This window comes from Bradyrhizobium sp. AZCC 1678, assembly GCF_036924765.1.
Classification (GTDB): Bacteria; Pseudomonadota; Alphaproteobacteria; order Rhizobiales; family Xanthobacteraceae; genus Bradyrhizobium; species Bradyrhizobium algeriense.
Genome location: NZ_JAZHSE010000001.1, coordinates 3,659,350 through 3,673,087 on the forward strand (window position 1 = coordinate 3,659,350; position 13,738 = coordinate 3,673,087).

General features: G+C 62.3%; 12 protein-coding genes. 3 read left to right on the forward strand and 9 right to left on the reverse strand.

All coding sequences use genetic code 11. The annotated features are described in order from the left end of the window. Positions 1-38 precede the first annotated feature (38 nt). Positions 39-1,154 carry an alanine dehydrogenase gene (gene ald, locus V1294_RS17305; RefSeq protein WP_334498798.1) on the forward strand — a complete coding sequence of 372 codons (1,116 nt, stop codon included), beginning with the start codon at positions 39-41 and terminating at the stop codon, positions 1,152-1,154. A 78-nt stretch (positions 1,155-1,232) separates the two neighbouring features. Here the strand turns inward: ald and V1294_RS17310 are convergent, their stop codons facing one another. The 4 genes from V1294_RS17310 to V1294_RS17325 form a co-directional block, all read right to left on the reverse strand. Further along, a complete protein-coding gene (locus tag V1294_RS17310; protein WP_334498800.1) occupies positions 1,233-2,138 on the reverse strand; it encodes an amino acid ABC transporter substrate-binding protein in 906 nt (301 codons plus the stop codon). A 382-nt stretch (positions 2,139-2,520) separates the two neighbouring features. Beyond that, entirely contained in the window at positions 2,521-2,784 is a 264-nt protein-coding gene (locus V1294_RS17315) for a hypothetical protein (protein WP_334498802.1), read from the reverse strand. Positions 2,785-2,839: 55 nt separating this feature from the next. Next, positions 2,840-5,158, reverse strand: a complete 2,319-nt coding sequence (locus tag V1294_RS17320) for a xanthine dehydrogenase family protein molybdopterin-binding subunit (RefSeq protein WP_334498804.1) — start codon at positions 5,156-5,158, stop codon at positions 2,840-2,842. Between the two features lie 2 nt (positions 5,159-5,160). Then, positions 5,161-5,613 (reverse strand): (2Fe-2S)-binding protein, encoded by a 453-nt coding sequence (locus V1294_RS17325; RefSeq protein WP_334498806.1) that lies wholly within the window; start codon positions 5,611-5,613, stop codon positions 5,161-5,163. A gap of 723 nt (positions 5,614-6,336) precedes the next feature. Between V1294_RS17325 and V1294_RS17330 the strand changes: the two genes are divergently transcribed. Continuing rightward, complete coding sequence (locus V1294_RS17330; RefSeq protein WP_334504691.1) at positions 6,337-6,924, forward strand: QcrA and Rieske domain-containing protein; 588 nt, start codon at positions 6,337-6,339, stop codon at positions 6,922-6,924. A gap of 75 nt (positions 6,925-6,999) precedes the next feature. After that, a complete protein-coding gene (locus tag V1294_RS17335) occupies positions 7,000-8,724 on the forward strand; it encodes a methanol/ethanol family PQQ-dependent dehydrogenase (protein WP_334498808.1) in 1,725 nt (574 codons plus the stop codon). Positions 8,725-8,870: 146 nt separating this feature from the next. Here V1294_RS17335 and V1294_RS17340 read toward each other — a convergent pair whose 3' ends face one another. From V1294_RS17340 to V1294_RS17360, 5 genes are all read right to left on the reverse strand, one after another. After that, positions 8,871-9,656 (reverse strand): ABC transporter ATP-binding protein, encoded by a 786-nt coding sequence (locus tag V1294_RS17340; RefSeq protein ID WP_334498810.1) that lies wholly within the window; start codon positions 9,654-9,656, stop codon positions 8,871-8,873. Beyond that, positions 9,653-10,426, reverse strand: a complete 774-nt coding sequence (locus V1294_RS17345; protein ID WP_334504693.1) for an ABC transporter permease — start codon at positions 10,424-10,426, stop codon at positions 9,653-9,655. The genes V1294_RS17340 and V1294_RS17345 overlap by 4 nt, the downstream gene beginning before the upstream one ends. Positions 10,427-10,517: 91 nt before the next feature. Continuing rightward, complete coding sequence (locus tag V1294_RS17350; RefSeq protein ID WP_334498812.1) at positions 10,518-11,462, reverse strand: ABC transporter substrate-binding protein; 945 nt, start codon at positions 11,460-11,462, stop codon at positions 10,518-10,520. A 105-nt stretch (positions 11,463-11,567) separates the two neighbouring features. Next, positions 11,568-12,302 (reverse strand): histidine utilization repressor, encoded by a 735-nt coding sequence (gene hutC, locus V1294_RS17355; protein WP_334498814.1) that lies wholly within the window; start codon positions 12,300-12,302, stop codon positions 11,568-11,570. Further along, on the reverse strand, positions 12,299-13,657 hold the full coding sequence (locus V1294_RS17360) for a formimidoylglutamate deiminase (RefSeq protein WP_334498816.1): 1,359 nt from the start codon (positions 13,655-13,657) through the stop codon (positions 12,299-12,301). Before V1294_RS17360 ends, hutC begins: the two co-directional genes overlap by 4 nt. Positions 13,658-13,738: the final 81 nt, after the last annotated feature.

Sequence of the window (13,738 nt, forward strand, 5' to 3'; positions counted from 1 at the left end):
TGGCATCGGACAGCAGCTTCCAATGCAGGAGCAAGGCGATGCGGATCGGTGTGCCCAGGGAGATCAAGGTCGAGGAATATCGCGTCGGCCTGACGCCAGCCTCGGTGCGGGAATATGTGATGCAAGGACATGACGTGATCGTCGAGCAGGGCGCCGGGCTCGGCATTGGCGCCGGCGACGAAATCTACCGTTCGGCTGGCGCTGCGATCGTGGACACGGCAGCGGAAATCTTCGCGACCGCCGACATGGTGGTCAAGGTCAAGGAGCCGCAGCCGACGGAGTGGTGCCAGCTTCGCGAGGATCAAATCCTCTTCACCTATTTGCACCTGGCGCCGGATACGGCGCAGACCAAAGGGCTCCTGGCATCCGGCTGCACCGCGATCGCCTACGAGACGGTGACCGACGCCCATGGCGGACTTCCGCTGCTGGCGCCGATGAGCGAGGTGGCGGGGCGGCTGGCGATCGAGGCGGCGGGCGCCGCGTTGCGAAAGTCGGCGGACGGCATGGGCAAGCTGATCGGCGGGGTGCCCGGTGTTGCGCCGAGCAGGATCGCCGTGATCGGCGGCGGCGTGGTCGGTACGCACGCCGCGCGGATGGCTGCAGGTCTCGGTGCCGACATCGTCATCCTCGACCGCTCGCTGCCGCGCCTTCGTGTCCTCGACGAGATGTTCCTCGGGCGCGTTCGCACACGCTACGCGACGCTGGAAGCGATCGAGGAGGAGGTGACCGGCGCGGACGTCGTCATTGGCGCTGTGCTGGTGCCGGGCGCCAGCGCGCCGAAACTCGTCACCCGCGCGCATCTCGCCCGCATGAAGCGCCGCGCCGTGCTGGTCGATGTCGCGATCGATCAAGGGGGCTGCTTCGAGACGTCGCGGCCGACGACCCATCAGGCGCCGACCTATCTGGTCGACGAGATCGTGCATTATTGTGTTGCCAACATGCCGGGCGCCGTGCCTGTCACGTCGAGCCACGCGCTCAACAATGCCACGCTGCCGTTCGGCCTTGCGCTGGCCGGGAAGGGCATCCGCGCCCTGATCGAGGATCCGCATCTGCGCGCCGGGCTCAACGTGCATCGCGGTCAGATCACCAACCGCGCAGTTGCCGAGAGCCAGAATTTGCCGGCGGCGGTGCCCGAGAAGATTCTGGCGGCGTGACGTCCGCCGGCTGAAAGGCGAGAGCAGGGCCGTGCGAAGCCTCAGGAAGGGCTGATGGCGGCTTGCTGCGGTAGGCCCTCAGCGCTCGTAGCTTGCGGGGTCCGGACTATCCGACGGATGCGCAAATGCGCTGCGCAGTACCGCCGTCATCGGAGTCTTGAAATTGAGACCGTTGGCCGGGACCGGCGATTCGAACCACTTTTTGTAAATCGCCTCGATCTCCGGGCCGCGGTAAAGGTCGGCAGTTACACGGTCTGCCACGGCCTTGAAGGGCGCATCGTCCTTGCGCAGCATGATCCCGTAGGGTTCGGCTTTCGAGAAGGCTTCGTCGCTGATGATGTAGGCAGACGGGTCTTTCGACCTTGCGATCGCGACGGCAAGCTGCACGTCATCGAGGACGTAGGCGGCGGCGCGGCCGGTCTCCAGCATGAGAAAGGCTTCCGCCTGATCCTTTGCCGCCAGCGGCGTGACGCCGAGATTACGCGCGGCGTTGGCCTGGTTGAACTGCACCATGTTGGTCGAGCCCGATATCGCAACGACCGGCTTGCCCTTCAACTGGTCGATCGTGCCGATGTTGTCGGCCTTCCGTGCGGCAAACCGCGTCGCCGACAGAAAATGTGAATTAGTGAACGCCACCTGGCGCTGCCGTTCCGCATTGTTGGTGGTGGAAGAGCAGACGAGATCGACGGTGCCATTCATCATGAGCGGAATGCGGTTGGACGACGTCACCGGCAGCGTTTCAACGGTCACGTTGGAGAGGTTGAGTTCGTGCTTAGCCGCGTCCACGATTTTCATGCAGATGTCGACGGCGTACCCGATTGCCTTCTGGTTGCCGTCCAGATAGCTGAAGGGCACCGAGGCTTCCTGGATGCCGAGGATGATCTTGTTGCTCTCCCTGACTTTCTGGAGTGTCCCGGTCAGTTCGCTTGCATACGCAGGGACGGCAATCAGGGCAACGGCAAGCATGGTCAATGGCAGGCGCATCACGGTGGACCTCATCGGATAGTGAACGGGTTTGCAGCGACCGAGCGGATGGCCGTCGTGCCAATCGATAGCGGGCGACCGTAGTCGATCAGCCGCCATTGCTGAATTAGTGACTGTGAAAACCGGCTATATCAAGTTGCATTGCTGGCGGGCGCTGCAGCGCAGCCGGATTTGGCGTAGGCGTTAACGGGCAACGCATCTACGATGCGTTGGCGACCACAATAGTGTAGGTGTCGAGGACAACGTGCCGCACGGCGGCGTCGTTTGGGTGTTCGCGATCGGTAGGCATTGCGCCAGCTCGGTATTGACCAGAGATCAGAAAACGGGCGGCCGGCGAATCTGCGCCGCCGCCCTTCGTTGCTCGTGGTTTCCGGTGCTGGCGCTACTTGCCTTTGGTCTCGACCTTCTGCTTTTCGTTCTCGTTCATTTTCTTCACGACGGGGTCGCGACTGGCTTCGCCGGTGGTCTGAGTTGTGCTGGCCGGCGGGTTTTCGTTTGGCATGGAGGTTTGCCCCGGCGCTGTCGTCGCCGGCCGTGTTGCGGTTGTGCTCGGTGGCGACATCGTTTGAGCGGTCGCCGCCTGAGCGTTCAATAGAAGCACGCTCGACAGTAGCGACACCGCGAGCGCCGTTACGTTGGGTTTCATCGATCTGAACTCCTCTCAGATCAAGGAAAACGGTCCGCTCGGTCTAGCGTTCCCCTTACGCCTCCAACTGCTTGCCGATCGGCAGTGCGCGGATGCGCTTGCCGGTCGCGGCGAAGATCGCGTTGATCAGCGCCGGCGCAAAGGGCGGCACACCCGGCTCGCCGACGCCGCTCGGCGGCGTGTCGGAGCCGGCGGGTACGATGTAGACGTTCGTGACGGCCGGGGACTCGTCGATCCGGATTACCGGGAAGTCGTCGAAATTGCCCTGTTGCACCTTGCCGTCCTTGAAGGTGATCGCGCCATGTTTGACGAGGCTCATGCCCATGATCGCGGCGCCCTCGATCTGCGACTGGATCCGCTCCGGATTGACGTAGGTTCCGCAATCTATGGCGGTATCGACCCGCGGCACGGTGAGCTTGCCCTTGTCGTCAACGGCCACCTCGACGATCGTCGCGATATAGCTGACGAAGCTGCGGTGCGCGGCAATGCCGAGCCCGTGTCCCTTGGGGACGGACCGGCCCCAGCCGCCCTTGTCCGCGACCAGCTCGACGACCTTGCGAAGACGCGCGGTATCGATCGGATAGCTCTCATAAGGCTCGCCGTAGTTCCAGAGGTCTTTCACCGAATCGAGCTTGACGATCCGGGGCGAACCGATCAGCTCCAGCAGCATGTCCTTGGGATCGCGGTTGGTAGCTTTAGCTATTTCGGCGACCATCGACTGCACCGCGAAGGCGCGCGGAATGTTCGATACCGAGCGGAACCAGCCGATGCGGGTATGCGCCGCCGCTTCCGGATTCTCGCACTGGACGTTGGCGATCTCGAAGGGCATGTCGACAAGCCCCATGCCGAGTTCAAACGGCGCCTGATGCACCGTATTGGCGGCAAAGGTCGAGGCGATGCTCGGCGCGACGCTGCGATGGCGCCAGGCCGTCACCTTGCCGCTCTTGTCGAGGCCGGCCTCGATGCGTTCCACCGAGACGGTATGCAGGAAGCCGTTGCGAACGTCGTCTTCCCGCGTCCATTGCACCTTTACGGGGGCGCCGAGCTCCTTTGAAAGCAGGGCGGCTTCGATGGCGTAATCGCACTTCGACTTGCGCCCGAAACCGCCGCCGAGCAGGGTGACGTTGACGGTGACATTCTCCTCGGGAATGCCAAGCGTTTTGGCGACGTCCTCGCGCGTTCCGCCCGCGCTTTGCACCGGTCCCCAGATCTCCGCCTTGTCGCCTTTGACGTCCGCGACTGCAACCGGCGGCTCCATGGCGACATGGGCGAGATGCGGCAGATAGTATTCACCCACGATCACCTTGTCGGCGCCCTTCAGGGCGGCTTCCACATCACCCTCCTTGCGTACGACCAGGCCGGGCTTCCGTGCGGCTTCCTCCAGTTGGGTCCGGTAGGCGACCGATTCGTATTTGCCGTTGGCGCCGTCGTCCCAGACGATCTTCAGGGCGTCGCGGCCCTTGATCGCCGCGCCGGTGTTGCGTGCGATCACTGCAACGCCGCCGAGCGGCTGGAATTTTGAGGGCCACGGCCAGCCCTTCACTTCCATGACCTTCTCGACGCCGGAAACTTTCATCGCCGCCGCCCCGTCAAACGACGCGACCTTGCCCCCGGTCACCGGCGGCCGTGCAATAACGGCGTATTTCATGCCGGGCAGGCGGACGTCGGCGCCGTAACGCGCGGTGCCTACCGTGATGTCGCGGAGATCGACCATGCTGATCTGGCCTTTGCCCAGATAGCGGAAGTCCTTTGGGTCTTTCAGCTTCAGGCCTTCGACGCTCGGCACCGGCTGCTTGGCGGCATCGGCTGCCAGATCGCCAAAGCCGATGCGGCGTCCGCTGGCACTGTGGACGACCTCGTGATTGACCGCCTTCACCTCCATTGCCGGCACGCCCCAGCGTTTCGCCGCGGCCTGCTCGAGCATCGTGCGGGCCGAAGCGCCGATCTGACGCATCGGCATCAGGTAGTGACGCGTGCTGCGCGATCCATCGGTGTCCTGGTTGCCGAATTTGACCTCGTCGCCATGCGCCTGCTGGATGCGAACGCGCGACCAGTCGGCCTCCATCTCTTCGGCCACGATCATCGGCAGGCTGGTGCGGACGCCGGTTCCCATCTCGGCGCGATGGGCGACGATCGTGACAATGCCGTCCGGTGCGATCGCGACGAACACGCGCGGGTCCACCACGGTGCCGTGCGGCATCTTGTCGGCGCCGGTCTGGTAGGCGGCAAGGCCGGGGCGCGACATTACGGGGGCGGCCAAAACGAAGCCGCCGGCCAGCCCGAGGCCCTTGAGGATGCTGCGGCGTGAAACGTTGTCGACTTTGACGTATCGCTCAAAGCCACGGAGCTTCTTGGGATTGGTGAGAATGTTCATGGTCAGACCCCCGTCGAGGCGAGGTGGACCGCGTTCTCGATGCGCTGGTAACAGCCGCAGCGGCAGATATTGCCCGCCATCGCCTCGCGTATCTGATCGTGCGTCGGTTTCGGGTTTTCGATCAGCAGCGCGGCCGCCTGCATGATCTGGCCGACCTGGCAAAAACCGCATTGCGGGACGTTGAGTTGGCGCCAGGCCTTCTGAACCGCGTGATCGCCCGTCGGATGAAGGCCTTCGATCGTTGTGACCTCCCGATCGACCACGTCGGAAACCGAGGTGATGCAGGCGCGTATTGCCTGCTTGCCGACGATCACGGTGCAGGCGCCGCAAAGCGCCTGGCCACAGCCGTATTTCGTACCGGTCAATCCGGCTTCATCCCGGAGAAACCAGAGCAGTGGAAGATCGGGATCGCCGTCCCAGTTCTTTTGCTGGCCGTTGATCTTCAAAGTAATCATGATCGATTCTCGCTCTTCGTAAGCTGCTGATGGTAGCTCCGACCTGAGCGAAAAACGTTACGGCTGACCGCTCAATGCCGGCGCTTCGAAATTCCTTGCTATCTGGCTGGGATTTCTTTGAGCCATCCTCCTGATCATTATTATTGGCTGTTGTTCAGTAGGTCGCGCTTGGCGGATCGCCGCCGCAAGGTGTTCTCCATTTGCGTCCGCATGTTTGGCGAAAGCGGGGCATCGGCAAAGAATTGCATTTGGTCAGTAACGCTGACGCAGCGACACAGCAAAACAAATTTTCGTTAAACTTGAACATCGTTGTCATGACACACGATGCAGGGATTCGTCTCTTCCACGTCGCCCGGCGCTGCACGGTCTTTACCATTGCACGCCACGGACACCGGCGTTCGCCGAACGCTTCACGACGACTCCTGCAATTCTCGATCTTGACCGCACGCGCGATAACGCACCGCACACTGCGGAAGGCTGAGCTGTTCTGCGAAATATGCATGAGGAGGCAAGCTGCAGTGATGATCGCATGAAATGCAATGGACGCTTACTATTGCTGGCTTTTCCTGGAATCGGCGATGCAACCGGAAGGGGAATTGCGCGAAAGACAAATTTGTCGGTCGCCATTTTTTTGACCGACTCCCTCCATCAGTTTGCGTGATGTGCAAATCCGATCAGCCCACAACATCGATCACAAGCACAGACGCGGAACTCGCGACAGCGATGTGTCAGGATCCGACGCGGCGCGCGCTCATCCTGACGGCTCTCGCCACCGGGGCCTGCCTCGCGTCGCCCAAGTCCTCCATTGCCGAGGAAGATTCGCCGGGCAGCAACGAGCGACCCCAGAAAGCCGACGTTCTGGTTTTCGCCGAAGGGGACCAGGCGGGCGAGGTGATCAAGCCGCAGGATCTGAAAGCCGGTGGACCGCCGGTGCGGGCCTGGCCAAAGGATCCCAAGACATCGGTTGTCCGCAAGGGCTCGCGCCTGAACGAGGTGCTCGTCGTAAGGCTAGACCCGGCCGAGCTGGACGAAGAGACGCGCTCGCGCGCTGCCGGCGGCGTCGTGGCCTATTCGGCAATCTGCGTCCACACGGGCTGTCCGATCACGGCATGGGTGAAGGCGGTAGGCGGCGACAAGGACGTGTTCAAATGCGTTTGCCATAATTCGGAATTTGACCCCAGGCAAAGCGCGCAAGTTGTGTTTGGGCCGGCGCCCCGGCGCCTGCCGGCGCTTCCGCTGGCGGCAGGCGACGGTCCGCTGACGGTGGCCGCAACATTTGTTGGAAAGGTAGGTGCGCAACAAGCCAGGTGACGGCGGGCCGCTGTCGATCCACGACAAGTACAAAAAACAGAATTCGTGAGATGAAAACAAAGGGGAGGTTGCCTTATGGCCTTGAAGCAATGGCTTTTGTCGGGTTTGTTCGCGTCCACATGCCTCGTTTCGATCGCTGCCGCCGGCCCGATCGAGAACTACAGCCCGGTGACGGCCGAGCGACTCAAGAATCCCGAACCCGGCAACTGGATGCATTATCGCCGGACCTATGACGGCCAAGGGTACAGCCCGCTCGACCAGATCAACACCTCGAACGTGAAAAACCTGGTGCCGGTGTGGACGTTCTCGACCGGTGTGGTCGAGGGACACGAGGCGCCACCGATCATCAACAATGGCGTGATGTTCGTCGCAACGCCGATGGGGCAGGCGATCGCGCTCAACGCCAAGACCGGCGACGAGTACTGGCGATACAAACGCCAGCTTCCCGACGACCTCTTCCAATTGCACCCGACCAACCGCGGCGTGGGACTGTGGCAAGATAAACTATATCTGGCTACGACGGACGACCACGTGGTCGCGCTGGATGCCAAGACAGGAAAAGTGGTCTGGGATACCAAAGTCCAGGACTACAAGAAGGGTCAGTATTTGACGCTGATGCCTCTGGTTGTCGACGGGAAGGTGATCGTCGGCGGTTCCGGTGGCGAGTTGGGCGTGCGCGGTTACGTCGTTGCCTTCGATGCCAACACCGGCAAGGAGCTGTGGCGGACCTTCACCATTCCCGGCACGGGTGAGCCAGGTAACGAAACGTGGAAAGGTGACGACTGGAAAACGGGCGGCGGATCTGCCTGGATGACAGGCAACTACGATCCAGACACCAAGACAGTCTATTGGGGCACCGGCAACGCCGCACCCTGGCCGGGCGACACTCACCCCGGCGACAATCTTTACACAAGTTCAGTGCTCGCGCTCGATCCCGATAGCGGCAAGATGAAAACTTACTTCCAGTACCATCAAAACGATTCCTGGGATTGGGACGAAGTGGACGCACCCATGCTGGTCGACCTGCAAAGGGATGGCCGCACCATCAAGAGTCTGATCCATCCGGGACGCAACGCGATTTTCTGGATACTGGAGCGCAAGCCGGACAGCATCAAATATGTGGCCGGCTGGCCTTTTGTTCATACCGACGTCTGGAAAGGCATTGAGCCCGAGAGTGGCAAGCCGATTGTCGACCCGGCTCGCAAGCCGGTTATTGGCAAGCGGGTCGAATTCTGTCCTTCGTTATGGGGCGGCAAGGATTGGCCGTCGGCGGCGTATAGTCAGAAAACCGGATTGGTCTACGTTCCGGCCAACGAGAATTTCTGCGGCGGCTTCACCGGCGAGAAAGTGCCGCTGGTTGCCGGCCAGCTCTGGCTCGGGACCAAGCCCGAGGATATCGGCTTGACGCCTCGTCCCGGCGCTACCCACTTTGGCGAACTGCAGGCGTGGGATCCGGCCACGGGCAAGAAAGCCTGGTCACATAATTTTCCCAAGTCACATCTGTTCGGTTCGGTGACCGCTACCGCGGGCGACCTCATCCTTGTCGGCGGCACCAATGACCGGATGTTCCGCGCCTTCCATGCCAAGACCGGCGAACTGCTGTGGGAGCAAAAGACCAACTCCGGCATCATGGGCATGCCGATCGCCTATGAGGTGGACGGCACGCAGTATGTCGCCGTCCAGTCGGGCTGGGGCGTCGACGCGCAGCGCATCCAGGATGCATTGGTGGGCAAGGTCCCCGGCCTGGAGAATAACGTGCCGCAGGGCGGCGTCGTGTGGGTGTTCGCCGTCAGGAAGTGACCGCGAGAAAGATCCGGCGCCTGGCCGCTGCAGGAAGCGGCCAGGCGTCGCTGCGATCCTGGCAACCCGCGCCGCGGCTGTAATGCAATCTGATCGCTGAAGCAGAGATCGGTCTTCAATACACTCGTCGACACGCGCGCGGCCATTTAGGCATCAACCGCAACCTTCAATGCCTCGGCCCGGATTTCCTCGACGAGCCGTTCCTTCAGCGCGACGAATTCAGGCGCGGTTTTGATCTTGTAGGATCGCGGGTGGGGTAGATCGATCGCGATCTCGGCCTTGATGCGACCGGGGCGGGCGCTCATGACGATGACGCGGCTGCCGAGGAAAATCGCCTCCTCGATATCATGGGTGACGAACAGCACGGTCTTCTGCTCGCGCTCCCAGATGCCGAGCAGCATTTCCTGCATCAGCACGCGGGTTTGATTATCCAGCGCCCCGAACGGTTCGTCGAGCAGCAGGATCTTGGGATCGTTGGCAAGCGCGCGGGCGATCGCCGTGCGTTGCTGCATGCCGCCTGAGAGTTGCTTCGGCCAGTGATTCTCAAAGCCGGACAAGCCGACCCGGTGGATGAATCCATCGGCGATCCTGCCGCGATCCGCCTCAGATATCCCGCGCTCGCGCAGGCCGAACGCGATGTTTTCTCGCACGGTCAACCACGGGAACAGCGTGTAGGATTGAAACACCATGCCGCGATCGGCGCCGGGGCCCGTGACCTCGTGGCCGTCCAGAATGACGCGGCCGCTGGTCGGCCGGTCAAGGCCTGCGATGATCCGTAGCAGCGTGGATTTTCCGCAACCGGACGGGCCGAGGATGGTGACGAAATCGTTGTTGCCGACGCTGAGATTGGTCGGTTCCAGCGCCCGCGTCGGCGCATTGCCCTGTCGCGCGGGGAAAATGCGTGAGACCTGATCGATCTTCAGCGTGGTCACGCTAATCTCCACGGAAACAGCCAGGCGTTGAAGGCCTTGAACAGGAAGTCCGAGACGAGGCCGATCAGGCCGATGACGATGATGCCGAAGATGATCTGGCCGGTGTTGAGCAGCGCCTGGCTGTCGGTGATCATGTGGCCGATGCCCGACGATGAACCGATCAACTCGGCGACGATGACGTAGGTCCACGCCCAGCCGAGGACGAGCCGAAGGATTTCCGCGATCTCGGGGGCAGACGAGGGCAGCAGCACGCGGCGGATGATACCGCTGTCGCCGGCGCCCAGCGTGTAGGCGGCTTCAACGAGGTCGCGCCGCGTATTCCCGACATTCACGGCAATCATCAGGATAATCTGGAACACCGCGCCGATGAAAATGACCAGCAGCTTCTGCAGTTCGCCGATGCCCGCCCACAGGATCAGCAGCGGGATGAAAGCCGAGGCGGGCAGGTAACGGGCGAACGAGACGAACGGCTCGAGGAAGGCCTCGATCGGTTTGTAGGCGCCCATCAGAACGCCGAGCGGCACCGCGATGACGGCCGCCAGCACGAAGCCGCCAATGACCCGCCAGATCGTCATGCCGATGTCGAACAGGAAGCCGTGCTTGGTCAGGAGTTCAAAGCCCTCCTGCAGCATGGTCAGCGGGTTCGCAAGAAACGTTTTCGACACGTAGCCACCAAAAGTTGCCCATGCCCACAGGGCAACGAACAGGACGAAGAACGCAAAGCCATAGGCTGCGCGTTGCTTCGACGTCACGGGATCCAGGGGACGCATCACAGGGCGTGTTCCTCAAAGCGGTGCGCTGATCGCGGACAGCCCCGCATCCACATGTGTGGATGCGGGACCAGCGCGGCGCTGAACGAACCTACTTGATGAAGCTCGTGTCAACGAGGTCGTCGATTTTCGGAATCGATTTGATGATGCCGATCTCGAGCAACAGGTCTGCGGCTTCCTTGGTGAAGGCCTGGAACTCGCCCGCGAAGAACTTCTGGTTTGCGGCCTTGTCCTGCCAGCGCAGATATTTTGCCGAGTTGCCGAACTGCTCGCCGGACTGCTTCACGTCGGAGCCCATGATCTCGTAGGATTTTGCCTGGTCTTTTTCAATCAGGGCAACCGCCTCGAAATAGCTGTCGGCCAGCGCTTGCGCGGCTTTCGGATTTTCGGTCAGGAATTTCGGCGTGCAGCCGAACGTGTCCATGATCATCGGGTAGTCGAGCGTGGTGGCGATGATCTTGCCCTTGTCGGGTGCCGCCCGCACGGTCGAGAGGTAGGGCTCATACGTCATGGCTGCATCGTTCTGACCGGCCACGAATGCCTGCGCGGCTGCAGCCGGCTCCAGGTTCACCACGGTCACGTCCTTGACCGAGAGGCCGTTCTTCTTGAGCATCCAGGCCAGCGTGAAATAGGGTGCGGTGCCGGGCGCGGACGCGGCGACCGTCTTGCCCTTCAGATCCTTGATCGACGCGACATCGTTTCGCGTGGCCATGCCATCGGCGCCGTAGCTCTTGTCGAGCTGGAAGATCTGCTTGGTCGCAACACCGTTGGCATTCCAGGAAATCCAGGTTTCGACCGTGGTCGCCGCGCACTGGATGTCGCCCGATGCAACAGCCAGATGGCGGTCCTTCTGCGGGATCTTCTTGATCGTCACATCGAGGCCGTTCTTCTTGAAGATGCCGGCCTGGCTTGCAAGCGTAAGCGGCGCAAAACCGGTCCATCCCGAAATGCCGATGGCGAGCTTGACGTCTTGTGCGACGGCTGGCGCGGACACCAGCAGAGCGGCGGTTGCGGCGAATACTCTATAACTAAGCATGATTGTCTTCCCTCTGTCGGTTTATGGATTGCGTCCTGTTCGTCCTACTGCTGCATGAACTGTTGCATAAATTGTGCCGGACTTTATTTTGCATTGATATCCCTCTCAGCCGCCCTTGAAGCGGGCAACCAGTTTGTGGGACTCGCCGGGATAGACGAGGCGCACGGCGGTCAGCGTCCGTGCGCTGCGCCAGGTGTGCCGGTCGATCACGAGGCAGGGCGCGCCGATCGCAATGTCCAGCGCCGTTGCGGTCTGCTCGTCAGCCACGATCGCGCTGATCGAATGTTCGGCCTCCGTCCAGGGGACATGGTGGAGCAGCCACGTGCCGGGCGGCTCGATCGCAAAATCCGCCGTGGCGGCTTCGGGCACCGCATCGAGATCGATCAGCCTGTCCTCGATCGCGAACGGCACGCCATCGGCGCTGTGGCGGCACGAGATCGCGATCACCTTGCCGGTTTTCCGTACTCCAAGGCGTTCACGGTCGGTGGCGTTTGCCGCCCGGCGCGAGCTTCGGATCAACTGATAGCCATAGCTGCGGCCGAGCGCGGTAATCTCCGCGCGAATGTCTGGAATCGTCAGGACTGCTGACAGGAATTTGGGACGGCGCACAAACGTACCGGCCCGCCGCCGCCGCTCGATGAGATCGGCTTGCGCCAGTTCTGACAGCGCCTTGCTGACAGTCATTCGCGAGCAGCCATAGCGCGTCATCAGTTGGTGCTCGAACGGGATGCGATGACCCGGCGGCCATTCGCCGGTCAGGATGCGGCGCTCGATGTCGAGCCGGATCTGCTTGTACAGCGTCGGCTTGTCGGCGGTGTCGCGATCGATCGAGAGGCTCATGCTACGAGCCTTCGTACGGTCGAGTTGAATGCGTCGCGCGCTTTCTGGCGGAGCCGGTGGTGTCCACCCTCGACGACCTTGTTTCCGCCCGCCCACACACATGCGACGGCACCCGAGCCCGCTGCAAAAATCCAGCCGTCGAGTACGGTATCCCTGCTGCGCCCGGCGAGCGAGGGATGCGTGGTGTCGAGGGTCACGATATCGGCGCGTGCACCCGGCTGGAGTCCGACGATCGGCTGCGCGAGCGCCTGGGCGCCGCCGGCCATCGCAGCGTCGAATAGCGCCCGACCGGTCGAAATGCCGGGACCGCCGGACAACACATTGCGCTCCCGGTGCTTTAGCCGCTGGCCATATTCGAGCTGACGCAATTCGTCGGCCACGCCGACCAGGACATTGGAGTCTGTGCCGACGCCGAACCGGCCGCCCGCGTCGAGGAATTCACGCGTCGGAAAAATGCCGTCGCCGAGGCTTGCTTCGGTAATCGGGCAGAGGCCTGCGACGGCGCCGCTCCTGGCAAGCGCGGCGATCTCGGTCGCGGTGGTGTGGGTCGCATGGATCAGACACCAGCGCCGATCGACGGGCGCATGTTCGAGCAGCCACTCAACCGGCCGCCGGCCCGACCAGGCGATGCATTCCTCGACTTCCCTGATCTGTTCGGCCGCGTGGATATGAACCGGCCTGCCTTCGGCCGCCGGTATGATTGCCGTCAATTCGTCCGGCGTCACGGCGCGCAGGCTGTGTGGAGCGATACCGACATTGGCCCCGGGTAATTCGCGAACGGCCACCTCCGTCGCGGCAATCAGCTTGGCGAACTGGTCGATCGAGCAGATGAAGCGGCGCTGGCCGGCATGCGGTGCGGCGCCACCAAAGGAGCCGTGCGCGTAGAAACTCGGCAGCAGCGTGAGTCCGATGCCGGTGACCTCGGCGGCTCGCGCAATTCGCGTCGCCATTTCGGCAGGATTGGCATAGGGCGTGCCATCGTGGTCGTGATGGAGATAATGGAATTCCCCGACGCGCGTATAGCCCTGCTCGAGCATCTCGACGTAGAGCAGCGTTGCGACAGCTTCCGTGTCTTCGGGGGTCATTTCCAGCGCGAAACGATACATCGTCTCGCGCCATGTCCAGAACGTATCCGCCGTGTTGCCGCGTGTTTCGGCGAGGCCGGCCATGCCGCGCTGGAACGCGTGACTATGCAGGCTCGCTATTCCCGGGATGGCCAATTGATGGCGCTCATCGTCGGCTCCCGGCGCCGTGCCGGCCGTCACCTGCGTGATGGTTCCATCGGCAACAACCACCTGCACATCGTCAGCCCAGCCGGAGGGGAGTAGTGCTGATCCGAAATGCAGAGTGGACATGTTTCCAAACCGGGTGGACAGAACACTAACACGGGAATATGTATAGACATATTGATGCCCCCGTCAAGTTTCTGCCCTTGA

Bases quoted from the DNA above. Each gene is read 5' to 3' on its own strand.
- ald (WP_334498798.1), top strand. From the start codon at position 39: ATGCGGATCGGTGTGCCCAGGGAGATCAAGGTCGAGGAATATCGCGTC.
- V1294_RS17310 (WP_334498800.1), bottom strand. From the start codon at position 2,138: ATGCGCCTGCCATTGACCATGCTTGCCGTTGCCCTGATTGCCGTCCCT.
- V1294_RS17315 (WP_334498802.1), bottom strand. From the start codon at position 2,784: ATGAAACCCAACGTAACGGCGCTCGCGGTGTCGCTACTGTCGAGCGTG.
- V1294_RS17320 (WP_334498804.1), bottom strand. From the start codon at position 5,158: ATGAACATTCTCACCAATCCCAAGAAGCTCCGTGGCTTTGAGCGATAC.
- V1294_RS17325 (WP_334498806.1), bottom strand. From the start codon at position 5,613: ATGATTACTTTGAAGATCAACGGCCAGCAAAAGAACTGGGACGGCGAT.
- V1294_RS17330 (WP_334504691.1), top strand. From the start codon at position 6,337: ATGTGTCAGGATCCGACGCGGCGCGCGCTCATCCTGACGGCTCTCGCC.
- V1294_RS17335 (WP_334498808.1), top strand. From the start codon at position 7,000: ATGGCCTTGAAGCAATGGCTTTTGTCGGGTTTGTTCGCGTCCACATGC.
- V1294_RS17345 (WP_334504693.1), bottom strand. From the start codon at position 10,426: ATGCGTCCCCTGGATCCCGTGACGTCGAAGCAACGCGCAGCCTATGGC.
- V1294_RS17350 (WP_334498812.1), bottom strand. From the start codon at position 11,462: ATGCTTAGTTATAGAGTATTCGCCGCAACCGCCGCTCTGCTGGTGTCC.
- hutC (WP_334498814.1), bottom strand. From the start codon at position 12,302: ATGAGCCTCTCGATCGATCGCGACACCGCCGACAAGCCGACGCTGTAC.
- V1294_RS17360 (WP_334498816.1), bottom strand. From the start codon at position 13,657: ATGTCCACTCTGCATTTCGGATCAGCACTACTCCCCTCCGGCTGGGCT.